The sequence below is a fragment of the Gordonia sp. YC-XJ4 genome (assembly GCF_059511865.1).
The window spans coordinates 339,785-362,220 of record NZ_CM183447.1 but is presented as its reverse complement, the minus strand read 5'-3'; the positions used below and the strand labels follow the sequence as shown (position 1 = coordinate 362,220).

The following is a 22,436-nucleotide window of genomic DNA, read 5'->3' as shown; positions in this document are numbered from 1 at the left end:
TCAGCCCGGTCCGCCCACCCCACCCGGCCGTGTCGGGGTCGTCGGGACATTGTTCGGGTTCACCGGCACGAACGCATTGGCGGCGCGGCCGTTCAGCGTCGGGGAGAGCCCGTTGATGAACGTCAGGACCTGCGCCGCCTGCGCCTGCGGATACGGCGTCGGGACGTAGTCGTTGTAGGACTCCGTACGTGACACCCGCGTCGGGATCACCCGGAAATCGACACCGCGCACCGCGGTACCGGCCATGTCGAAGCGGGTTTGCAGGATGAAGGTGCGTTTGTCGGTGGGGTTGCTGTTGCCACCGAAGGCGAAGTTGCCGAACGAGTATGCAATCAGCTTGCCCCGATAGATCTCCATGGACTGGATGACATGGGGATGGGTTCCGACGACGAGGTCGGCGCCCGCGTCGATCGCGAGATGGGCGAGCTCGGTCTGCACACCGTACGGTTCGTGTTCGCTCTCGATGCCCCAGTGCATGAACGGGATCACCACGTCGGCGCCGCGGGCTCGCAGGGATTTGATGTCCGACACCAGTTTTCGACGCATCTGTGCGCTGTCGGTCCACGCCTGGTATCCGACGAAGCCGAACCTCACGCCCTTGATCGTGGTCAGGTTGTCCAGGTCGTACCCCGACCCCTCGCTCTCGTCACCGGTGCCGAAGTACTCCACGCCGACACCCCGGAGCGCGGCGAGTGTGTCATCGAAACCGACCTGGCCGTAATCGAAGGTGTGATTGTTGGCGACGGTCACCACGTCGATCCCGCCCGCGGGCAACGTCGCCGCGAGCGCCGGATCACCGTGGAAGTGATAGACCTCGCCCTCCCCCTTGTAGCGCTGCGTGCCGCGGCGCGTGAGCGCCACCTCGAAGTTGGCGACGGTCAGATCGTCCGCATCGAACAGCGCCTTGACGTTCTGGAAGAAGTAGTCCGGTCGCCGCCCGTTGTCCGCCCACACCGTCGGCAACGACGTCGCCGTGGAGAACTTGTCGTCGGTGCCCAGGATGTTGTCACCGGTGAAACTCAGGACGAGCTGCTGGGCACGCATCGGCGGCGCGGCAACCGGCCCGGGCACCACCCGTGCGACCGGCGCAGCCGTCGTCGACGATGCCGACGACGCCGCCACCACTCCGACGACGACCCCGATCACCACGACCAGCCAGACGCCGGAACGTCGGCGCACACTCGCGAACACTCTTGCATCCAACCGGATTGGCACGCCGTGTGCGTGTCGGCTGATCAGGGGATTTCAGGCCCGGGAGGGGCCGGAACCCCGGGTGTTCGAGTGCTTGAGAATCCGATCAGCGACCGGGCAGATACTTCAGGGCGCGCATCGCGAACGGCGTCGCCGCGCGGTAGAGGCCCTGCGGGATGCCGGGTGCGCGATCGATGCCGATGAACCGCTGCTCGGCGATCGTCTGCGGCTCGGTGTATTTGAGCAGGCCCTCCTCGCCGTGCCGGCGCCCGACGCCGGAGATGCCCATGCCGCCCATCGGGGCTGCCGTCGACGCCCACGCCGCGGCATAGCCCTCGTTGATGTTGACCGTGCCGGCCCGCAGCTTCTCGGCGATCCGCTGGGCCTCGTCACTGCTGCCCGCCCACACGCTGGCGTTGAGTCCGTAGTCGGTGTCGTTGGCGAGTTTGATGGCCTCGTCGATCGAGTCGACCGGGTACACCGACACCACCGGACCGAAGGTCTCGTTGGCGAAGCACTCCATCGCATCGGTGACGCCGGTGAGCACGGTCGGCTCGAAGAAGAACGGTCCCAGGTCGGCGCGGCGCTTGCCGCCCGCGATCACCGTGGCGCCCTTGGCCACTGCGTCGTCGACGTGTGCCTGGGCGGTGTCGACCTGGGCGGCTGAGGCGAGCGAGCCCATGTCGGCACTGAAATCGTAGGTGGCGCCCAGGCGCATGCCGCGGACGAATGCACCGAACTTCTCGATGAACTCGTCGGCGATGATCGCGTCGACGTAGAGGCGCTCGATGGAGATGCACAACTGCCCGGAGTTCGAGTAGCAGGCGCGGGCGGCGCCCTCGACGGCGCGGTCGATGTCGGTGCCCGCGGTGACGATCATCGGGTTCTTGCCGCCCAGTTCGGCGGAGAAGCCGATCAGACGTCGGCCGGCCTGCTCGGCGAGCGTGGCGCCGGTGGCCGACGAGCCGGTGAACATGACGTAGTCGGTGGTGGCGACGATCGCTTGTCCGACAACACTTCCCGGTCCCGGTACAACAGCGAACAACTCGGCCGGCAGGCCCGCCTCGTAGAGCAGTTCGGCCAGCGCCAGCGCACAGTACGGGGTCTGGCTGTCGGGTTTGATGACCACACCGTTGCCGGCGAGCAGCGCGGCCACCGCGTCGGAGACCGCGAGGGTCAGCGGATAGTTCCACGGGCTGATCACGCCGACGACACCCTTGGGCTGATATCGCACCCGCACACTCGTCGCGCCCGGGATGATGCCCTTGACCTTGCGGTCGGCGAGCATCTTGGGGCCCGCGGTGGCGTAGTGCCGCGCGGTCAGCGCGACGTCGATGACCTCTTCCTGGGCGTAGACGCGCGCCTTGCCGGTCTCGGCCTGCGCGATGTCCATCAGCGACGCCGCGTTGCGGTGCACCAGCTCGGAGAACTTGTCGAGGACCTTGGCGCGGTCCTGCGGGCTGCGCGCGGCCCAGCCCTCCTGGGCGACGCGGGCGCGGGCCACGGCGGTCTCGAGGTCGGCGGCGGTCCCGACCGGGATGGTGGCCATCTCGACACCACTGAACGCCTCGAGGACCGGGCGGGTGGGCCGGTCGGCGGCGTTGTCGATGGCGACGAGCGCACCGAGACGGGCGAAGTATTCGGGAGTGGGTCGGGCCATGATCTGTGCGCTCCTCGTCAGCGATCGGGAGATGGGTGTGACGGTCAGACGGCGGCGACGAGCACGATGCCGTCGTCGTCGGAGTAGAGGGTGTCGCCGGGGACGAAGGTGATGCCGCCGAGTTCGATGGGCACGTCACGCTCACCTGCACCGGTCTTGGTGGACTTGCGCGGGTTGGTGCCCAGTGCCTTCACACCGATCCCCATCCCGCCGATCGTCTTAGCGTCGCGGATCGCGCCGTTGACGATGATGCCGGCCCAGCCGTTGGACCGGCCGAGTTCGGCGATCAGATCGCCGACCAGTGCGGTGTGCACCGACGCGTCGCCGTCGACGACGAGGACACCACCGGGGTTGGATTCGCCGAGCACCGACTTGAGAAGGGCGTTGTCCTGGAAGCAGCGCACGGTGCTCACGCGGCCGACGAACTCGCGCACGCCGCCGTACTGGGTGAACTGGACGTCGCAGCTACGGACATCGGCACCGATCTCGTCGACCAGGTCGGCGGTCGGGGTGAAGGTGAGCTCACTCATGCCGACCAGCATAGGTGTAACCGCAACCAACAGGTAATGACCCCTACTCCGCCGACAGCGCCCTCCAACCCGCCGACAGCGCCCTTCACCTCGCCGACAGCGCCTTCGCGACGCGTCCTCGAGCGCTCTCGGCGTTGAGACAAGCGCCGTCGGCGTGAAACCGGGCGCCGTCGACGACGGTTATCCCTCGTCGGGCTTGACCAACGGGAACGGCAGCGATTCGCGGATCGACTGACCGGTGATCAGCATGACGACGCGGTCGACGCCGACGCCGAGTCCGCCGGTGGGCGGCATCGCGTATTCGAGTGCCTCGAGGAAGTCCTCGTCGAGTTCCATCGCCTCCGGATCACCGTCGGCGGCCAGGATCGATTGCGCCGTCAGCCGTTTGCGTTGTTCGACCGGATCGGTGAGCTCGGTGTAGGCGGTGCCGAGCTCGACGCCCCAGGCGACGAGATCCCACCGTTCGGCGACACCCGCGCGGCTGCGGTGGGCACGGGTGAGCGGCGAGGTCGACGTGGGGAAGTCGATGTAGAACGTCGGGAACGTCGTGCGGTCCTCACCGAGGTGCTCATACAGTTCGAGCACCAGCGCCCCCGCGTCCCAGTCGGGGCGGTGTGCGATCTCCAGCCGATCACAGATCCGACGCAGGTCCTCGGCGCTCGTCTCCGGCGTGACCTCCTCACCGGCACCCTCGGAGACCACCTCGTGCACGGTCTTGACCGGCCAGTCACCGGAGATGTCGATGCGCTCGACGGTGCCGTCGTCACCGGTCCGGTAGATCACCGGCTCACCGTGCGCCGCGGTCGCGGCGAACTGGATCATCTCGCGGGTCAGATCCAGCATCTTCAGGTAATCACTGTGCGCCTCATAGGCTTCGAGGCTGGTGAACTCGGGGTTGTGGCTGAAGTCGACGCCCTCGTTGCGGAAGTTCCGCCCGATCTCGTAGACCTTCTCCACCCCGCCGACGCAGAGCCGCTTGAGGTACAGCTCGGGTGCGATACGCAGATAGAGGTCGAGGTTGTAGGCGTTGATGTGCGTCTGGAACGGGGTGGCGTTGGCGCCGCCGTGGATTCGCTGCAGGATCGGCGTCTCCACCTCCAGGAAATCCCGGGTGGCGAGGAAGTCGCGCAGCGCTTTGACGACGACGCTGCGGGTCTTGAGCAGGTCCCGGCTGCGGGCGTTGGTCGCCAGGTCCAGATAGCGTTGGCGCACACGGGCTTCCGGGTCAGTCAGACCGGCCCACTTGTCGGGCAGCGGACGCAGGCATTTGCCGTTGATCCGCCACGCGTCGATCAGCACCGACAACTCGCCCTTGCGGCTCTCGCCGAGCATGCCACGCACCTCGACGAGATCGCCGAGGTCCACATCGGAGCCGAAATCCGGTGTGCCCGGAATGATCCGGGAATCCTCGATGAGCAACTGCACCTGCCCCGACCAGTCGTGGAGGTCGGCGAAGATCACTTTGCCGAAGTCGCGCAACCGGGTGATGCGGCCGGCGATGGTGACCTGGGTGCCCTGCGGTAGTTCCCGGGCCGCGGCGATGGTGTGGGTGGGCGCGTCGGCCGGCGGGTACGGGTCGAAGCCCTCGGCGATGAGCCGATCGAGCTTGGCCATCCGAACCCGGACCTGCTCGGGCCGATGCACGGAGACCGCCTGCTGATCGGCCTCCTCGGCGAACTGCGCGACGAGCGCGTCGACGTCGACTCCCTGCGGCACCGACGGCTCGCCGGCTTCGTACTGTTCCTTGCGGCCGAAGCGCGGCAGCCGCACGAAACCCTCGGTGACGATGCTCGCCAGCCCGGCACGCGGGAGCATCCGGGCGTCCTCGAAGCACAGGTACCGCGGCTGCCAATCCGGCAGGTACTTCGCGTTGGAGCGATAGAGCGACTCCATCTGGAAGAACCGGGAGCCGAACATCAACGCCGAGTAACTCGCCCGCATCACCGGTCCGGCACCGATCTGCCCGCCATGCTCGAAGAAGGCGCGAAACGTCGCGAAATTCAGGGAGATGTCGGTGACGCCGACCTGTTCGGCACGCTGACACAGCTCGACGACCATCGTCTCCACCACACCGTTGACACCGTTGCGGTCGCGGCGCATGAGGTCGAGCGAGACCCCACGCCGACCCCACGGGACGAAGGACAGCAAGCCGATGACCTTCTCGTCGTCGGTGCCCTCGTTCTGGATCGCCTCGACAAGCAGGCAGTTGCCATCGGCGGGGTCGCCGAGTCGCGAGAGTGCCATCGCGAAGCCGCGTTCCTCGTCGGTGTCGCGCCACGCGTCGGCGCGGGCGATCGCCTCGGCCATCTGTGCGTCCGACAATTCGCTGTGCCGTCGGATTCGTACGGTGACCCCGGCCCGCCGGTTACGGGTGACCGCTTGGCGCACACTCTTCATCGCCGGTCCCGACAGCGTGAAGTCGCGGGTGTGGATGATCGCCTCGTCACCGATGTTGAGCGTGCCGAAACCCGCCGCGTCGTATGCCTCGGCGCCGCGCTCGCTGGCGCCCATCGCCGCCGGATGCCAGCCGTACCGCTCGCACAGCGTCAGGAACTCCGCGATCGCCCCCGACCACGAGTCCGGGTCGCCGATCGGATCACCGCCGGCCAGTCCGACGCCGAGTTCGACGCGATAGGTGATCGCCGCCCGACCGTCGAGCGAGAACACCACGGCCTTGTCGCGGCGGGTGGAGAAGTAGGCCAGCGAGTCGTCGTCGCCGAACCGGTCGATGAGCGCGCGGATCAGTCGTTCGTCCTCCGCGGTGATCAGCGACTTGAGCCGCTGAGACCGGAACAGCACGATCGCGGCGGCGATCAGGGCCAGAGCCCCGAACAGTCCCAGCAGCCCGTTGATCCACGGATGGGTGTGGTGGCCGTCGAAGGTGCGCTGATCGATGGTCGCGAAGGCGACGACGCGGTTGAACGCATACGGCAGACGCTCCCCCGACTCCAGGCTGCCGGGTACCAGCACCACCAGACCCCAGCCCAGCATGGTGGCAACAACCAGCCCGGTGATCAGCACACCGAGCGCACGCAGCAACGCGGCGCGGCGGACCCGGGTGTAGAACTGCCGGAACGTGAGAACCAGGAAGAAGAGGATGGCCACCTGTATCGCCAACCCGATCCCGGTGTTGATCCGCTCGGTGCGGGTCATGTCCAGATCGGAGCCGATCGCCGGGATCAGCAGCAGTGCGTTGGTGAGCATGAACAGCACCAGCAGGATGACGCAGATCCACCAGGCGATGCGTTTGCGGGCGGCGAGTGCGATCGCCACCAATGCCAGCACATAGGCCCATGCGAAGCTCGTCTCCGGCATCGCGACGATGTAGTTGTCGACGTAGTCACGAGGAACGTGAATCCAATGCCGGAAGAACGGAAAAATGCTCGACGCCAACGCAATTGCCGCCATGACGCCCACCACGGTGCCGGCGATCCGCGGCGCGTTGTGCCCGAAACCCCGTGGATGCCGGATCTGGTCGAGCAGATCAGCCGAACGGCGTTCGGCCGCTGTCCGATCCGGCGGCACCGATCCGTGCTGCTTCTCGTCGTCGGGGGCCTGCTGCACTCCGGTCTCGACCGCCATGACAGACAACCTTAGTGCGCGGTTCGGCTCGCCGGGAACGCTTGCCGTCTGCCAGGATGGCGGTGTGTTCGACGTCGCGATCAGTGATCAGGTCATCCGGCTCGGCCAGTTCCTGAAGCTGGCCAACCTCATCGACTCCGGTGCGGAGGCCAAGGAGGTCATCGCCGACGGATTGGTCTGTGTCAACGGTGACGTGGAGACCCGACGCGGTCGTCAGCTCGTCGTCGGCGACGTCGTCGAATTGGGCGGGCAGTCCGCGCGTGTCTCGGCGGGGTGAGTCCCACCGGCCGGGCGCAACGGCGGTCGGCCCCGGCTCAGCCGTGGAGTCGATTCAGCCGTGGAGCCGACGGAGTTCAGCAGCGGTGATCAGTCGTTCGGCTTCGGCCGGGAACATTCGTGCCTGACGGCGGGTGCGTCGGATGGACAGCGCCCCGAGCCGGGCGGGTCGACGGGGTCCGTGGAGTGTCTCAGCCAACTTCATGACTCAACGCTTCCCTGAATCAATACAACGGATACTGACTTCGTCTTACTGTAGCGGCGGTTTTCCAACTCGCAACCACACCCGTGTACGTCGATGATGACACGGAAATCGTTACCGTCCTGGTAGCGACGCGCGACCCAGTGACCTGCGGAAGATCACGACGTGGCGAAGATCACGCCAGTCCGGCGAGGTAGTCGTGCGCCCACTGCACCGCCGTCACTCCCGGCTTGACCTGGAACGTCGCGTAGTCACCGTGCGATCCCGACTGGATGAACTTATTGAACTCGATGATCTGCTCACGCGCCCGCGCGTTGCTCAACTCCTGCACGATCCGCCCGGGGCCACCCTGGGTGAGCATCTCGTTGACGATCGCCGCCGCCTCGAGCTGGTACTGGCCGTACTGGCTGGGCGTCGGATCACTCGTCTCGGCGAGGTAGCCGACGACGCGCGTGACGTAGTAGTCGCGCGGGGTGTTGCAGTAGAGGTCGCTCGGCACGCAGATCTGCCGGGTGACCGGCGTCAGCCATCCCATGCCGCCGATGCGGGGTCCGCCACTGCCCTGGCCGGTGAGCGGGGGTCCCACCAGCGGATCCTTCGACGAACGACGCGGATCGGCGAGGAGCACCACCCCGGCGACCTGCTGTGGACGCACCCGCTCGGTGCCCGCGCCGACCTCGGAGGCGAAGTCGCCGGCGGCGTCGGCACCCTGGCTGTAGCCGGTCAGCGCGATCTTGGTGGCCGGGCAGCGTCGCAACATGGTGACCGCGAGGCCGGTCACGTTCGAGACCGCCTGCGCCTTGGACTTGCCGTAGATCGCCTTCTCCCAGGGGAATGCGGTCGCGTCGTAGCGGACGTAGGCGACCTGGGTGTCGGCGCCGAGGCCGGAGGTCACGTCGCCGAGCAGTCCGGGTCCGTCGGCCCATGTGCCCGGTACCGCGATGACATAGAGCCGCGGACAGTCGGCGGCGTGCGCCGTGCCACCCGCCGCGACCGCGCCGATCGCCGCGATGAGCAGGGTCAGGACCATCACAAACAGCTTGCGCACGAGCGCCTCCCCTTCAATCGTGGCCATCGGCCGGGTCCCCGCAGACCCGCGACCACCGACCAATACCCGAACGAGTTTAGGACCGGGGAGACGGTCCGCAAACCCTTCGGCGACGAAATACCGGTGAACGACACCGCTTATCGGACAAAGGAGCCATGCTGTGGTCAACGTCTCGCGCACCTTCACCGTCGACCGTCCCCGCGACCAGGTCGTCACCTATCTCCGCGACTTCGCCAATGCCGCGGAATGGGATCCGGGAACCGTCGAATGCACGCAAAACACCCGGGGCCCAATCGGTCTCGGCACCACCTGGCGCAACAAGACCACGCTGTACGGCATCTCCACCGAGCTCACCTACGAACTCACCCGCGACGACCCCGACCACGTCGTGTTCACCGGTTCCAACAAGACCGCCACGACGACCGACGACCTCTCGTTCACCGACGCCGGCAACGGCCGTACCTCGATCACCTATGCGGCCACCGTCGATTTCCAGCGATTCGGCGCCATCGCCGAACCGATCTTCGCGGTCATCTTCAACCGCCTCGCCGACTCGGTGCCCAAGGAGATGACCAAGGCCCTCGAAGGCCGGTCGAACTGATCTCCGCCTGGTGAGCCTGCCTCCGCAGACGACTCGACCGGTGACCGGCGCCCCGTGCGGGACCGCCGACCACCGGTCGTCGTGATCGTGTGCCTCAGCGCTGGGCGACCTGCGTGGGGTAGATCGGAGCGGGCAGGTCGGTGCGACCGGCCAGGTACTGATCGGCGGCCGCCGCGGCCGAACGCCCCTCGGCGATGGCCCACACGATCAGTGACTGACCGCGGCCGGCGTCGCCGGCGACGAAGACGTTCTCCTGGCCGACCGCCCGGAACTCGTCATCCCGCTTGATGTTTCCGCGCTGGTCGTATTCGACGCCGAGCTTGTCGAGCAGGTCGGTGCGTTCGGGTCCGACGAAGCCCATCGCGAGCAGCACCAGGTCGCACTCGAGCTCGAAGTCGCTGCCCTCGACCTTCTCGAAGCGGCCGTCACGCATGACCACCTCGTGTGCCTTGAGGCCGGTGACCTTGCCGTTCTCGCCGACGAACATCTCGGTGTTGACCGAGAACACCCGCTCGCCGCCCTCTTCGTGGGCCGAGGAGACGCGGTACATCAACGGGTAGGTCGGCCACGGGGTGGACTCGGCGCGCTCCTGCGGCGGACGCGGCATGATCTCGAACTGGTGCACGATCTCGGCGCCTTGACGCAGCGAGGTACCGAGGCAGTCGGCGCCGGTGTCGCCGCCGCCGATGATGACGACCTTCTTGCCCTTCGCGGTGATCTGGCCGTCGACGGTGTCGCCGAGCTGTACGCGGTTGGCCTGCGGCAGGAACTCCATCGCCTGGTGGATGCCGTCGAGTTCGCGGCCCTCGATCGGCAGATCGCGACCGATGGTCGAGCCCATCGCCAGGATGACGGCGTCGAAGTCCTCCCGCAGCTGCGCGACGGTGATGTCGACCCCGACGTTGACACCGGTGCGGAACACCGTTCCCTCGGCCTTCATCTGCTCGAGACGACGGTCGATGTGGCGCTTCTCCATCTTGAACTCGGGGATGCCGTAGCGCAGCAGGCCGCCGATGCGGTCGGCCCGCTCGTAGACGTAGACGGTGTGACCGGCGCGGGTGAGCTGCTGTGCGGCGGCCAGTCCCGCGGGCCCGGACCCGACGACGGCGATGTTCTTGCCGGTGTGCTCGGTCGGCAGCACCGGGGTGACCAGTCCACTGTCCCAGGCGTTGTCGATCAGCTCGACCTCCACCTGCTTGATGGTGACCGGCGGCTGATTGATGCCGAGCACGCACGACGCCTCGCACGGCGCCGGGCACAACCGCCCGGTGAACTCCGGGAAGTTGTTGGTGGCGTGCAGACGTTCGATCCCGTCGTCCCACCGATCCTTGTACACCAGGTCATTCCACTCGGGAATGAGGTTGCCCAGCGGACAGCCGTTGTGGCAGAAGGGGATACCGCAGTCCATGCACCGGCTGGCCTGTGTCTGCAGGTGGTCCTTGTCGAAGTCGGTGTAGACCTCTTTCCAGTCGAGCAGGCGCAGGTCGACCGGACGACGGTCGGGCAACTCCCGCTCGGTGTGCTTGAGGAATCCTCTGGGGTCAGCCACGTGCGGCCTCCATGATCGCTTCGTTCACGTCTCGTCCATCTCGCTCGGCGTCCGCGGCGGCTGCCAGCACACGCTTGAAGTCGCGCGGCATCACCTTGGCGAACTGCGTCTGCGTGGTCTCCCACTGCTCGAGCAGTGCTGCGGCGACCGGTGATTCGGTTTCGTCGCGGTGCTCGGTGATGATGCCCGCGAGGAACTCGAGATCGTCGTCGTCGAGCGGTTCGAGTTCGACGAGTTCGGGATTGAGGTTGTCGGCGAAGTTCTGCTGCGGGTCGTACACGTAGGCGATGCCGCCGGACATGCCCGCGGCGAAGTTGCGCCCCGTGCCGCCGAGGACCACCACACGACCGCCCGTCATGTACTCGCAGCCGTGGTCGCCGACGCCTTCGACGACCGCGGTGACACCCGAGTTGCGCACACAGAACCGCTCGCCGACCACACCGCGCAAGAAGATCTTGCCCGCCGTCGCACCGAACCCGATGACATTGCCGGCGATGATGTTCTCCTCGGCGACGAACCCGTCCGGGGCGTTGCGCGCCGGACGCACCACGATGCGGCCGCCCGAGAGTCCCTTGCCGACGAAGTCGTTGGCATCGCCCTCGAGGCGCAGCGTGATGCCCTTGGGCACGAACGCACCGAAGCTGTTGCCCGCCGAGCCGGTGAAGTCGATCATGATCGTCCCGTCCGGGAGACCCTGCGCGCCATAGGCCTTGGTGACCTCGTGGCCGAGCATCGTGCCGACGGTGCGGTTCACGTTGGTGATCTTCGACGAGAAGCTCACCCGGGTACCGTGGTCGATCGCCTCCCGGCTCTGCGCGATGAGCTGCTGATCGAGAGCCTTGTCGAGACCGTGATCCTGCACGCCGGAGCAGTACAGGTCCTGGTTCATGAACGGCGATTCCGTCTCGGCGAGCACCGAGGACAGGTCGAGCTTGCCGGCCTTCGCCGAACCCCAGTGCGACAGCGCCTTTCCGGTGTCGAGGGCCTCGACGTGGCCGACCGCCTCCTGCAGGGTGCGGAAGCCCAGACGGGCCAGCAACTCGCGGACCTCCTCGGCGATGAAGAGGAAGAAGTTCTCCACGAACTCCGGCTTGCCGGTGAAACGCTCACGCAGCAACGGATTCTGGGTGGCCACACCCACCGGGCAGGTGTCGAGGTGGCACACGCGCATCATGATGCAACCCGACACCACCAGTGGGGCGGTGGCGAACCCGAATTCCTCGGCGCCGAGCAGCGCGGCGACCACCACGTCGCGTCCGGTCTTGAGCTGACCGTCGACCTGTACCGAGATGCGATCGCGAAGACCGTTGAGCAGCAACGTCTGCTGGGTCTCGGCCAGACCGATCTCCCACGGCGCACCCGCGTGCTTGAGCGAGGTGAGCGGCGAGGCGCCGGTGCCACCGTCGTGCCCGGAGATGAGCACGACGTCGGCGTGTGCCTTGGACACACCCGCGGCGACGGTGCCCACGCCGATCTCGCTGACGAGCTTGACGTGGATGCGCGCCTGCGGGTTCGCATTCTTCAGGTCGTGGATCAGCTGGGCGAGATCCTCGATCGAGTAGATGTCGTGGTGCGGCGGCGGCGAGATCAGCCCGACACCGGGGGTGGAGCCTCGCACCTCGGCGACCCACGGGTACACCTTGTGCGGCGGCAGCTGGCCGCCCTCGCCGGGTTTGGCGCCCTGTGCCATCTTGATCTGGATGTCGGTGCAGTTGCTCAGGTAGTGCGAGTGCACACCGAAACGGCCCGACGCGACCTGCTTGATCGCGCTGCGGCGCCAGTCACCGTTCTCGTCATGGTGGAAGCGACGCGGATCCTCGCCGCCCTCACCGGAATTCGAGCGTCCACCGAGCCGGTTCATCGCGATCGCGAGGGTCTCGTGCGCCTCGGCCGAGATCGAGCCGAAGCTCATCGCACCCGTGGAGAAGCGTTTGACGATCTCGCGCGCCGATTCGACCTTGTCGATCGGGATCGGGTCGCGGTCACCGAAGTTGAAGTCGAACAGACCGCGCAGCGTCGCGAGCTTGCGCGACTGGTCGTCGACGAGCTTGGTGTATTCCTTGAACACCTTGTACTGACCGGTGCGCGTCGAATGCTGGAGCTTGAACACCGTGTCGGGGTTGAACAGGTGGTACTCGCCCTCACGGCGCCACTGGTATTCGCCGCCGACCGGCAGTTCGCGGTGGGCCCGCTCGCTGGGACGGTCGTTGAACGCCAACGCATGTCGGGCGGCGACGTCGGCGGCGATCTCGTCGAGACCGATTCCGCCGAGCTGGCTGCGCAGCCCGGTGAAGAACTCGTCGACGGTGTCCTGGTTGATGCCGATGACCTGGAACAGCTGCGCGCCGGTGTAGGAGGCGAGGGTGGAGATGCCCATCTTGCTCATCACCTTGAGCACGCCCTTGCTCGCGGCCTTGATGTAGTTGGCGCGGGCGGTCTCGAAGTCGATGTCGCCCAACGCGCCCCGCTCCACCATGTCCTCGATCGATTCGAAGGCCATGTACGGATTGACCGCCGCCGCACCGAATCCCACGAGGGTGGCGACGTGGTGGACCTCACGGCAGTCACCGGACTCGATGATCAGTCCGACGCGGGTGCGCTTGCGCTCGCGCACCAGGTGGTGGTGCACGGCCGCGGTCAGCAACAGCGACGGGATCGGGGCCAGCGTCTCGTCGGATTCGCGGTCGCTCAGGATGATCAGGTTCACCCCGTCGGCGATCGCCGCGCTGACCTTGGTGCGGACCTCGTCGAGGGCCGCACGCAGACCGGCGCCGCCCTCGGCGACCGGGTACAGGCCGTGGATGTGGGCGCTGCGGAAGTCCGGGAGGTTCGGGTCGTCGTTGATCCGGACGAGCTTGGCGAGGTGGTCGTTGTCGAGAACCGGGGTCGGCAGCACGATCTGCCGACACGACTGCGGGCTCGGGTGCAGCAGATCGGCCTCGGAGCCGATGGTCCCGCCGATCGCGGTGACGATCTCCTCGCGGATCGCGTCCAGCGGCGGGTTGGTGACCTGGGCGAACATCTGCTGGAAGTAGTCGAACAGCATCCGCGGCCGGGCCGAGAGCACCGCGATCGGGGTGTCGGTGCCCATCGAGCCGATCGCCTCGGCACCGGTGCGCGCCATCGGCGCCACCAGCAGGTCGAGCTCCTCGGTGGTGTAGCCGAAGGTCAACTGCCGCAGGGTGACCCGGTGATGCGACATGTGCTGGTGCGGCAACGCCTTGACGTTGTCGATGTGCACCAGGCCGTTATCGAGCCACTCCTGGTACGGGTGCTCGGCGGCGAGCTGATCCTTGATCTCCTCGTCGTCGACGATGCGGCCGGCGGCGGTGTCCACCAGGAACATCCGGCCGGGCTGCAGCCGCATCTTCTGCACGACGTCGGCGTGGTCGATGTCGAGGACGCCGACCTCCGAGGCCATCACGACCAGTCCATCCTTGGTGACCCAGATCCGGCTGGGGCGCAAGCCATTCCGGTCGAGGACGGCGCCGACGACGGTACCGTCGGTGAAGCAGACCGAGGCCGGTCCGTCCCATGGCTCCATCAACGTGGCGTGGTACTCGTAGAACGCCTTGTGCTCGGGCTTCATCGACTCGTGACGCTCCCAGGCCTCCGGGATCATCATCAGCACCGCGTGCGGCAGGCTGCGACCACCGAGGTGCAGCATCTCGAGGACCTCGTCGAAGCGCGCGGTGTCGGAGGCACCGGGCGTGCACACCGGGAAGATCTTCTGCGAGACGTCGTCACCGAACAACTCGGTGTCGATGAGCGCCTCGCGCGCCCGCATCCAGTTCTCGTTACCGGTGACGGTGTTGATCTCGCCGTTGTGGGCGACGCGCCGGAACGGATGCGCCAGCGGCCACGACGGGAAGGTGTTGGTGGAGAAGCGCGAGTGCACCAGGCCCAGCGCGCTCTCGACCCGCGAGTCCTGCAGGTCCAGATAGAACTCGCGCAGCTGCGGGGTGGTCAGCATGCCCTTGTAGACGAAGGTCTTGCCGGACAGGCTCGGGAAGTACACGGTCTCGCGGCCCGGGCCGTCGGCGCCTGCCCCCTTGGTGCCGAGCTCGTTCTGGACGCGCTTGCGCACCACAAAGGCCCGGCGTTCGATCACCATGCCGTCGGGATCGGGCGTGCCCTCGGGCAGCGCGATGAACACCTGACGGAAGGTCGGCATCGCGTCGCGGGCGAGTGCGCCGAGACCGTTCTCGTTGACCGGCACCTCGCGCCAGCCGAGCATCCGTAGCCCCTCGGCCTCGACGATCTTCTCGACCGATTCGCACGCCTCGGCGGCGTCCTTGGAGCCCTGCGGCAAGAAGGCGATACCGGTGGCGTAGCCGCCCTCGGCGGGCAGCTCGAAGTCGACGACCTCGCGCAGGAAGCGGTCGGGTACCTGGATCATGATGCCGGCGCCGTCACCGGTGTTCGGTTCGGCACCCGCGGCTCCGCGGTGCTCGAGGTTGATCAGCGCGGTGATGGCCTTGTCCACGATGTCCCGGCTGCGTCGGCCGTGCATGTCGACGACGAAGGCGACACCGCAGGCGTCGTGCTCGTGGATGGGGTCGTACAGCCCTGTGGGACCAGGAGCATGCTTCATAATCTGCCTCACTTCGCGCGCGACGTTGCGCACCGATTGACCCGTATACGTCTGTGCGGACGCGGCACCGTCGACTGTGCCCCCGGAAGTGCCGAAACCATGGGCTGACCTGGCTCTTCCGACGATCGGACGGTGGCGTCCCCTGAGGTCAGCGCCGTTGCTGACACCTGGACCCGGCAGTCGTTGCCAGGCAGGAACCACCCTGCTCGCTAAGCATTGTCAGGTATTTTCTCACGCGCGGTGCCCAGTATCGAAATCCGGCTACCACATCGACGCCGACGTCGCAGCTTATGGCGCACAACGAGTGTTGCCGTACGCCGTCCCCGACAGCGCCCTTCTCCTCGCCGACAGCGCCCTCCCAGCCGCCGACAGCGCCCAATCCGCTCATGCCGGGCCGTCCGTCGTCCTACTGTCGATTTCGTGAACCCCGTCGCCCCTGACCTGTCCGATCCTGCGGCACCACCGCACCCCGACACCCACGTCGGTCCGGGTTCGCGCCGGTCGCACGCCCTCAACAGCTATCTGAGCCGGGTCAGCCGACCGCTGATGGCGGCCACCCGCTACGGCCCGTCTCCGGTGGCCGTCCGGATGCTGCGGGCCACGCGGCCGGGCGTGAACCGCTCGCTGGCCGCGATGTGCCCGGTCCCCGCGGGCACCGCGGTGCTCCCGATCGCCACCCGTCACGGTGACGGCCAGGTGCGCGGCGAGTGGGTGGGCATGGTCGACACCCACGGTCCCGGCCTGACCCGCGGGCGTGATCGGCCGATCATCTACTACCTGCACGGGTCGGGGTACGTGGTCTGTTCGCCGCGCACGCATCGCGGTCTGGTCGCGCGGTTGAGCAGGCAGACCGGTTTCCTCGCGTTCAGTCTCGACTATCGCCTCGGTCCCGAATACCGGTGGCCGACCGGCGGAGACGACACCATCCGCGGCTATCACTGGCTGCTCGACCAGGGCATCGACGCCGACCGCATCGTCGTGGCAGGGGATTCGGCGGGCGGTCATCTCGCGCTGGATCTGCTCGCCGACAATCACCGAACCGGCACCCCACAACCCAGCGCCATGGTGTTGTTCTCCCCGCTCTACGACCCCAGCTTCGCCACCGCCGTCGCTCACGAACGCGCAGGGGCGCGCGATCCGATCATCGATGCCGTTGCGGCGCAGAAGATCCTGCGTCTCTACACCGGTGACGCCGATCCCGACCACCCGCGGATGCGCATCCCACTCGACGACGGGATCACGTTGCCGCGCACGCTGATCCAATACGGCGGCCTCGAGGTGATGGGCCAGGACGCGCGCGACTACCACCAGGCACTGGTGCGCGCCGGCGGAGACGCGCAGATCGAGGCCTGGCGTGGTCAGGGCCACGTCTTCCAGATGTTCGGCCGACTCACGCCCGACGCCCGCCCGGCCGTCCGGCGCGCCACCGCATTCCTGACCGAATCGGTGACCGCGCACTGAATTTCACCTCCCTGGAGACCCCTTGAAGCGGCCGATCGCCTTGCGTGGATGTGACCCGCGCCCGGTTTCGTGCATCGATGGTCGAGGTGCGAGCCGCGTGCGGCGAGCCTCGAGACCGCTTGAGGCGGCGCTGCATTCGAGCTACCGCGGACACCGAGAACGTCGCGTCGGCCGTGAATGCACGAGCTCCCCGCCGCAGCCGTCGATGTCGGAGAGCGCGGCCACTCAGCCCACCGATCCCCGCTCCGACCCGTAGCCCTGGCGATCGGGGGCAAGCGCGAGCCTGCGGTCGAGCGGGACCTGCCACTCGCGGTCGATCTGTTCGTCCAGCGCCGCAAGACGTTCGGTGATCGGTGGCTGTTGATCGTCCGGGCAGCGGCGCGCGAGTGTCTCGTACAGCGCGCGCAGACGGCGGTGGACCTGCGCCTGCCCGTGACTGTGCCGACGGATCTCGTCGGTGCCGATGGCGACGTAGTCGGCCCAGCTCCGTCGGTACCCACCGACCAGGGTGGCTCGTGTGGAGAGCAGGTCCGCACGCACGCGGGGCGCCAGCATCAGCAGTAGGTCCTCGGTGTGGTCGAGCGCGAGGACGACGGTGCTCGGGTCGTTGCCCGCACTCGAGATCGCCTTGAGGGCGATGTCGGAGATCGATTGCAGCGCGGCCGCAGGGCTCACCGACGGCTGGTGGGTGTCCCCGAAGAGCAAGCAGCGCAACACCTTGTGGGCGGCGATCGAGTTGCGGCGGTCACCGCTGACGGCGATCACCCCGACGTCGTGCGGGACGTGATCGCCCACGGCGACCAGCAGATCGAAACGCACGTGCCCGGCGACGGCATATCGCTGTAGTTTCGCGACGTTCACCGCCAACAGCACGCGGCCGCGGGTCGCCGTTTCCTTGAGGTGAATGATCCGGCGCGCATCGTCGGGATGCCCGGAGTCCACCGCGGGCGGGCCGACGGGCACCACAGCGTCGTGCGTACCGTCTTCCGGAACCTGCTCCGGGGCAACCTCCTCTGCGGCAACCTCCTCTGCGGCAACCTCCTCTGCGGCAACCTCCTCTGGGGCAACCTCGTCGGGAAACTGGCGGCGGATCGCCGAGCGGCCGTCGGCGGCGATCCAGCGCATGAGTTGAGCAGAGTTGAGCACGGTGCCGACCTTGGCCACCAGCGCGATGAACAGGAAGGCCGAGACGACGGTCAGCAACGCCGCGATCGCCGTCGACACCCCGGGCGTGGTGTCGTCGGGTTCGGCCAGCGCCAGGTCCATCGCCACCATCACACTGAACACGAATGTGGCCAGGAAGAACCCGATGGACCAGCGCATCACCGGCTCGCGTTGCAGCCGTGGGATGACACGCACCGAGATCTGCGACGCCCCGAACTGCATCGCCAGGGTGACCGCGGTGAACACCAGACCGGTCAACGTGGCCATTGCTCCCGCGATGACCCCCAACACCGTGGCCAAGGTCCCCGAATCCACCTGCAGCCCCAGCGATTCGTCGAGGGTGATGCACAGGATCGCGGCAATCACCGCGAGCACCACCAGGATCACCGGCAGACGCCAGGTCGGCACCACACGCAGTTCGCGACGGGTCCGTCGCCATCGGATGGCCGTCGCCACCGCGTTGGGAGCGGCGACCCTCGGCGGGACGGGAGCCGGGGTCACCGGGAGCACGGGCGGGAGGTCGGGGACGCCGAAGCGACCGGCGAGCGCCTCCTGGACCACGATCTTCCAGCGGATCAGCGGCTCCCGGTAGCGGATCTCACGGCGGATCGCCTTGTCGAGCTTGCCCTCCTTGCCTGCGTAGAACCAGCGCGCCCACGGCGATCGGGGACGGGCCACGCGAAAGGTCCCGAACAACAACAGGAACGGGATGAACATCCCGATCAGCCCGGTCCACAGCTTGCCCTTCATCAGGGTGATCACCGCCAGCACCACATTGGCGGTGACGATCACCGCGGCGGCGATCCGGGTACCCGGGTCGGGGCCTGCGGCGATCTCGGTGGCCGCGTCGGAGAAGCCCAATGGCCGTAAACCGAGGAGAAACAGCACCCCGATCGCGATCGCGACGAAGACCGCATCGACCGACGAACGGCCTTCTTTCTCCCAGTACACATCTCGCAGATGCAGGATCAGTGCGAACTCGTCGAGCACCAACGCGCAACCGATTCCGAAGATCGCCGCGAGCACGCAGTCGGCGATCGGGGTGTCGAAGCGCGAGAGCGCCACGAGACCGAACCCCGACAACAGCATCGCGATGACTCCGAAGAACTCGTGGTGCAGGTGCATCCCGCCGGGCGTGACGTTGCCCGGCCACCAGCGCACCTGCGCGCGGATGAGCCGCACGCTGATCCGGATGAACAGGAATGTCGCGATGAACGCGAGGAGGAACAGGAACAGCGGCAGACGACCGGTGGCCACGATGGCGTGGTCGAACCAGTGGGTCATCGTCGTGCCCTGTCTCGGTTGCCGTGTCGGTCTCGGGTGCACCCGGGTCGATGCCGGTGAGCTTACCGCCGCGCGGTGTCCCGATTGCCGCACATCGTCGATCGCGACCCCGGCTCGCGCCATCTCGGCCCGGTCTCGCGCTATCGTGGACACACTCACACGAGGTCGGGGGGCCACGATGACGTCAGCACGTTCCGGTGCCGCACGCATTCGACTCGACGAGACATCGCTGCTGTGGCGTTTTCTCGCCGATCGACGGTTCGTGATGTCGATCTGCCGAGCGGTGTCGTTGCAGATGTTGCACCCGTCGATCGCCGCGGCGACACACGAGTTCTCCATCGTTCCGCGACGGGTGTTCGTGCACAAACAGCGCACCGTGCCGTGCATCATCCGGTCGGGATACGACGCCGGCTTCGACGAGGTGCGCCTCATCCGCTACAGCCACGACTCGTTTCGCGGACGCCGACCGGACGGACGTGCGTATCACGCACTGAATCCGTCGGTGTTCTTCTTCGAGCACGCCACCTACGTGGATGCCCTGTTCACCTGTGTCGAGGTGTTCTTCGGTGGTCTCGACGCCGACGACAAGCGTCGGCTCTACGACGAGACCTGCGAGTGGTATCGGCGGTACGGGATCTCGGCGCGGGAGATGCCCGCCTCGCTCGACGACTTCGGCGACTACTTCACGCATGCGCTGGCCACCGAACTCGATCCGGTACCGGGCCTCGACTGGTATCGGGATCAGTTGCTGCGCCCGGATTATTGGCTGTTCCAGCAGCTTCCGACCCGGGCGGTGCGCGCGATCCAGCATCCGGTGGCCGCGCAGATGTTGGGGATCACGGTCTCGGCGGCCGACCGCCGGGCACTGTCTCGCTTCGCCGGACGCCTGCGGACGATGGACGCCGTACGCCCACGACGCAACATCCATCCCGACGACCTGGCCGACAAGGTCCTCGCCGCCCGCCGGAGCGTTCAGACGATCGCGGCGAGACCGTAGAGCGCCGAGTGCACGGCGATGTCGGTCTCCGAGCCGAGTTGCTGTGCGGCGGAGAGCACTTCGACGGCAAGTCGACGTGCCACGTCCGACGGCGCGGGTCGCTCGGTCTGCAATGTGATGCCGCGTACGGTGTGGCGCAGTTCCATCAGTGCCGCGCCCGGCCCCGTCGCCACGAACTCCCACTCCCCCGCACGTAGCACCGGCGGCTTGGCGGCACGGAGCAGCCTGGCGGGTTGCTCGGCCTGATAGACGAGTCCGGGTACATCGGCGAACGCGCCGATAGCCGTACGCGCGCCCGCCGGCGATGTCAGTACCGCGGCGAGAACCCTCGTCGCGGAATCGATGTCGAACTTCCCGGACTCTGGGATGGTCATGATCAGAAGGACAGGACCGGCGAGGGACGCACCGGGGTGGGCTCTCCGGTCCGCCGTACCGCGGTGCCGATCACGAAGAACTCCAATGTGTCTGGTCCCCACACCCATTCGGACACCGAGAATTGCACCCCGACGATGCCCGTACCCCCGTCACGCTCGGCCTCGGACTGCATGCGCGTCATCGCGAGTTCTCGCGCCTCGTAGTAGGCCTGCGTCCACTGCGGCATCTCCACGTTGCGGCCCATCTGCTTGAGCGTCTGCATGAATCCCTGCACTGCAACGTGATACACGCAGTTGCCCAAGGTGAACGCGACCGGCGCGTACCCGGCCTGCGAGAGTTTGAACAGGTCCTGACCCGACAGATGCGAGCTGAACGCCCGCCCGTCGGGACGACGATAGGCGCCGGGTTTCGCGGTGAACCGCACCGCGGTGCCGATCGCCAGGTATTCGATGTGCTCCGGCGAGGCGCCGTGCGGCCGCCATTCCAGTCGCACACCGACGATCCCATCGGCGTGCAGCGCGTCGGCCTCGGCCTGCATCCGCGCCATGGCGTTCTCGCGGACGTTGTACATCGCAGAGGTGAGCACCTGCATCTCCGTGCTCTGCCGGATCGACGCGGTCTGGATGCCGACGTGATACACCGACGTCCCCATCACCAGACCCAGCGGCTCGAATCCCGCCGACTCGAGCAGGACGAATTCGTCGATCGACAAATCCGAGGTGAAGAGCCGACCACTCTCGGCGAGCCGCGCACTCGCAACGGGGTCCAACGGAGCGTTCACTGGCCTTACCTCCCTGATCACCTCGCGGGGAACTCACCCCACCACGCGAGTATGACACCATTGCGCCGCTCGGCCGATGGACCTCGGTTGACCGAATTACCTTGCCCACCAGTCAATCCGAACTATCGGACAAACCGCCCGAATGCACCGTCCTCGAGACCTACTGCCCCGCTGCCGATTCCGCACCACCGGCGGCAAACTCTCCGACAAACACCCGAAACCGCTCAGCCGCCACCGGAAGTGGTCGCGGTCGAAACCACGTCAACCCGATCTCACGTGTCTCACCAGCCAGCGGGACGAACACGACGTCGGCGACCCGGTTCGCATCGTCGACGGGGACCACACCCACTCCCAGGCCCGCCCCGACCAGCCCGGCGATCGTCGCGAGCTCGGCCGACTCGAACGTGATGGTCGGGGTGATGTCGGCGGACGCACACAGCTCGTCGAAGATCCGGCGCATGCCGAATCCGTGTTGCATGACGATGAACTCCTCGTCGGCGGCCTCTGCCAGACCGATACTCGTCCGGCCGGCAAAGCGGTGACCACGCGGCACGACGAGCGCCAGATTCTGTTGCGCGATCGGCTGCCACGCCATGTCGGTCCGCATCGGCCGCGGCGCGACGATGGCCAGATCGGCGTCGCCGGTCTCGATGTGCTCGACGACGGTGGCCACGGAGTCCTGCGCGAGGGTGAATCCCGCACCCGGATTGCGCTCGCGGAATGCCCGGATGAGTTGCGGCACCAGGCTGATGCCGAACGAATGCAGGAAAGCCAGCCGGACCACACCTCGCGTCGGTCGACGCATGTCGTCGATCTCCCGGCGCGCGGCGTCGAGTTGTGCGTGCGCGCGACGCGCCCGTTCGAGGTAGACACGGCCGTAGGCGTTCAGCGCCAGACGTCGGCCATGCCGGTCGAACAGCGCAACGCCGACCTCTCGCTCGAGCCTCCCCACGAATCGCGACAGGGTCGGCTGCGAAACGGCGAGCCGCTCACCGGCCGCCGTCAGGTTCTCGGCCTCGGCAATGGTGATGAACCACTCGATCTCGTCATGCACCATGCCATGCTAGCTGCACTTATTTATTAGTGAATAAACAAGTCTACAAAGATTCATTTTGAGCATGTGGAGAGTCGGGCTCACGCT

General features: G+C 67.1%; 16 protein-coding genes. 4 read left to right on the top strand and 12 right to left on the bottom strand.

Annotated elements, in window-relative coordinates:
• The 4 genes from AC5ZH6_RS01580 to lysX form a co-directional block, all read right to left on the bottom strand.
• Positions 1 to 1,191 (bottom strand): CapA family protein, encoded by a 1,191-nt coding sequence (locus AC5ZH6_RS01580; RefSeq protein WP_333782018.1) that lies wholly within the window; start codon positions 1,189 to 1,191, stop codon positions 1 to 3.
• Positions 1,192 to 1,297: 106 nt separating this feature from the next.
• The gene (locus AC5ZH6_RS01575; RefSeq protein ID WP_271355712.1) at positions 1,298 to 2,854 is read right to left on the bottom strand and encodes a succinic semialdehyde dehydrogenase; all 1,557 of its coding nucleotides are present in this window, start codon (positions 2,852 to 2,854) and stop codon (positions 1,298 to 1,300) included.
• 41 nt (positions 2,855 to 2,895) lie between these two features.
• Positions 2,896 to 3,393 (bottom strand): ribonuclease E activity regulator RraA, encoded by a 498-nt coding sequence (gene rraA, locus AC5ZH6_RS01570; RefSeq protein ID WP_014358406.1) that lies wholly within the window; start codon positions 3,391 to 3,393, stop codon positions 2,896 to 2,898.
• A 168-nt stretch (positions 3,394 to 3,561) separates the two neighbouring features.
• Complete coding sequence (gene lysX / locus AC5ZH6_RS01565; protein WP_271354690.1) at positions 3,562 to 6,963, bottom strand: bifunctional lysylphosphatidylglycerol synthetase/lysine--tRNA ligase LysX; 3,402 nt, start codon at positions 6,961 to 6,963, stop codon at positions 3,562 to 3,564.
• A 64-nt stretch (positions 6,964 to 7,027) separates the two neighbouring features.
• Here lysX and AC5ZH6_RS01560 point away from each other — a divergent pair, with 64 nt between their 5' ends.
• Positions 7,028 to 7,240 carry an RNA-binding S4 domain-containing protein gene (locus tag AC5ZH6_RS01560; RefSeq protein ID WP_006369130.1) on the top strand — a complete coding sequence of 71 codons (213 nt, stop codon included), beginning with the start codon at positions 7,028 to 7,030 and terminating at the stop codon, positions 7,238 to 7,240.
• A 54-nt stretch (positions 7,241 to 7,294) separates the two neighbouring features.
• Here the strand turns inward: AC5ZH6_RS01560 and AC5ZH6_RS01555 are convergent, their stop codons facing one another.
• Positions 7,295 to 7,444: a hypothetical protein gene (locus AC5ZH6_RS01555; protein WP_014358404.1), complete on the bottom strand. Its 150-nt coding sequence runs from the start codon at positions 7,442 to 7,444 to the stop codon at positions 7,295 to 7,297.
• A gap of 172 nt (positions 7,445 to 7,616) precedes the next feature.
• Positions 7,617 to 8,516, bottom strand: a complete 900-nt coding sequence (locus AC5ZH6_RS01550) for a cutinase family protein (protein WP_006369129.1) — start codon at positions 8,514 to 8,516, stop codon at positions 7,617 to 7,619.
• Positions 8,517 to 8,649: 133 nt separating this feature from the next.
• On the opposite strand from AC5ZH6_RS01550, the gene AC5ZH6_RS01545 reads away from it, so the two are divergent.
• Entirely contained in the window at positions 8,650 to 9,090 is a 441-nt protein-coding gene (locus AC5ZH6_RS01545) for an SRPBCC family protein (protein ID WP_006369128.1), read from the top strand.
• A 94-nt stretch (positions 9,091 to 9,184) separates the two neighbouring features.
• Here AC5ZH6_RS01545 and AC5ZH6_RS01540 read toward each other — a convergent pair whose 3' ends face one another.
• A complete protein-coding gene (locus tag AC5ZH6_RS01540; protein ID WP_006369127.1) occupies positions 9,185 to 10,639 on the bottom strand; it encodes a glutamate synthase subunit beta in 1,455 nt (484 codons plus the stop codon).
• Positions 10,632 to 15,233, bottom strand: coding sequence for a glutamate synthase large subunit (gene gltB / locus AC5ZH6_RS01535; protein ID WP_006369126.1), 4,602 nt, complete (start codon positions 15,231 to 15,233; stop codon positions 10,632 to 10,634). The genes AC5ZH6_RS01540 and gltB overlap by 8 nt, the downstream gene beginning before the upstream one ends.
• A gap of 420 nt (positions 15,234 to 15,653) precedes the next feature.
• Here gltB and AC5ZH6_RS01530 point away from each other — a divergent pair, with 420 nt between their 5' ends.
• Positions 15,654 to 16,694 (top strand): alpha/beta hydrolase, encoded by a 1,041-nt coding sequence (locus AC5ZH6_RS01530; protein WP_094601611.1) that lies wholly within the window; start codon positions 15,654 to 15,656, stop codon positions 16,692 to 16,694.
• A gap of 225 nt (positions 16,695 to 16,919) precedes the next feature.
• On the opposite strand, the gene AC5ZH6_RS01525 is transcribed toward AC5ZH6_RS01530, so the two are convergent.
• The gene (locus AC5ZH6_RS01525) at positions 16,920 to 19,142 is read right to left on the bottom strand and encodes a DUF2254 domain-containing protein (RefSeq protein WP_094601610.1); all 2,223 of its coding nucleotides are present in this window, start codon (positions 19,140 to 19,142) and stop codon (positions 16,920 to 16,922) included.
• 178 nt (positions 19,143 to 19,320) lie between these two features.
• Between AC5ZH6_RS01525 and AC5ZH6_RS01520 the strand changes: the two genes are divergently transcribed.
• Positions 19,321 to 20,139 (top strand): oxygenase MpaB family protein, encoded by an 819-nt coding sequence (locus AC5ZH6_RS01520; RefSeq protein ID WP_006369123.1) that lies wholly within the window; start codon positions 19,321 to 19,323, stop codon positions 20,137 to 20,139.
• On the opposite strand, the gene AC5ZH6_RS01515 is transcribed toward AC5ZH6_RS01520, so the two are convergent.
• From AC5ZH6_RS01515 to AC5ZH6_RS01505, 3 genes are all read right to left on the bottom strand, one after another.
• Positions 20,115 to 20,513 carry a DUF5073 family protein gene (locus tag AC5ZH6_RS01515; RefSeq protein ID WP_094601609.1) on the bottom strand — a complete coding sequence of 133 codons (399 nt, stop codon included), beginning with the start codon at positions 20,511 to 20,513 and terminating at the stop codon, positions 20,115 to 20,117. The genes AC5ZH6_RS01520 and AC5ZH6_RS01515 overlap by 25 nt on opposite strands.
• A 2-nt stretch (positions 20,514 to 20,515) precedes the next feature.
• Positions 20,516 to 21,295 carry a heavy metal-binding domain-containing protein gene (locus AC5ZH6_RS01510; RefSeq protein ID WP_094601608.1) on the bottom strand — a complete coding sequence of 260 codons (780 nt, stop codon included), beginning with the start codon at positions 21,293 to 21,295 and terminating at the stop codon, positions 20,516 to 20,518.
• A gap of 160 nt (positions 21,296 to 21,455) precedes the next feature.
• Positions 21,456 to 22,352, bottom strand: a complete 897-nt coding sequence (locus AC5ZH6_RS01505) for a LysR substrate-binding domain-containing protein (RefSeq protein WP_006369120.1) — start codon at positions 22,350 to 22,352, stop codon at positions 21,456 to 21,458.
• Positions 22,353 to 22,436: the final 84 nt, after the last annotated feature.

What these genes read in the sequence shown, in the direction of transcription:
- rraA (WP_014358406.1), bottom strand. Translation starts at nt 3,393, where the DNA reads ATGCTGGTCGGCATGAGTGAGCTCACCTTCACCCCGACCGCCGACCTG.
- lysX (WP_271354690.1), bottom strand. Translation starts at nt 6,963, where the DNA reads ATGGCGGTCGAGACCGGAGTGCAGCAGGCCCCCGACGACGAGAAGCAG.
- AC5ZH6_RS01555 (WP_014358404.1), bottom strand. Translation starts at nt 7,444, where the DNA reads ATGAAGTTGGCTGAGACACTCCACGGACCCCGTCGACCCGCCCGGCTC.
- AC5ZH6_RS01550 (WP_006369129.1), bottom strand. Translation starts at nt 8,516, where the DNA reads ATGGCCACGATTGAAGGGGAGGCGCTCGTGCGCAAGCTGTTTGTGATG.
- gltB (WP_006369126.1), bottom strand. Translation starts at nt 15,233, where the DNA reads ATGAAGCATGCTCCTGGTCCCACAGGGCTGTACGACCCCATCCACGAG.
- AC5ZH6_RS01525 (WP_094601610.1), bottom strand. Translation starts at nt 19,142, where the DNA reads ATGACCCACTGGTTCGACCACGCCATCGTGGCCACCGGTCGTCTGCCG.
- AC5ZH6_RS01520 (WP_006369123.1), top strand. Translation starts at nt 19,321, where the DNA reads ATGACGTCAGCACGTTCCGGTGCCGCACGCATTCGACTCGACGAGACA.
- AC5ZH6_RS01515 (WP_094601609.1), bottom strand. Translation starts at nt 20,513, where the DNA reads ATGACCATCCCAGAGTCCGGGAAGTTCGACATCGATTCCGCGACGAGG.
- AC5ZH6_RS01505 (WP_006369120.1), bottom strand. Translation starts at nt 22,352, where the DNA reads ATGGTGCATGACGAGATCGAGTGGTTCATCACCATTGCCGAGGCCGAG.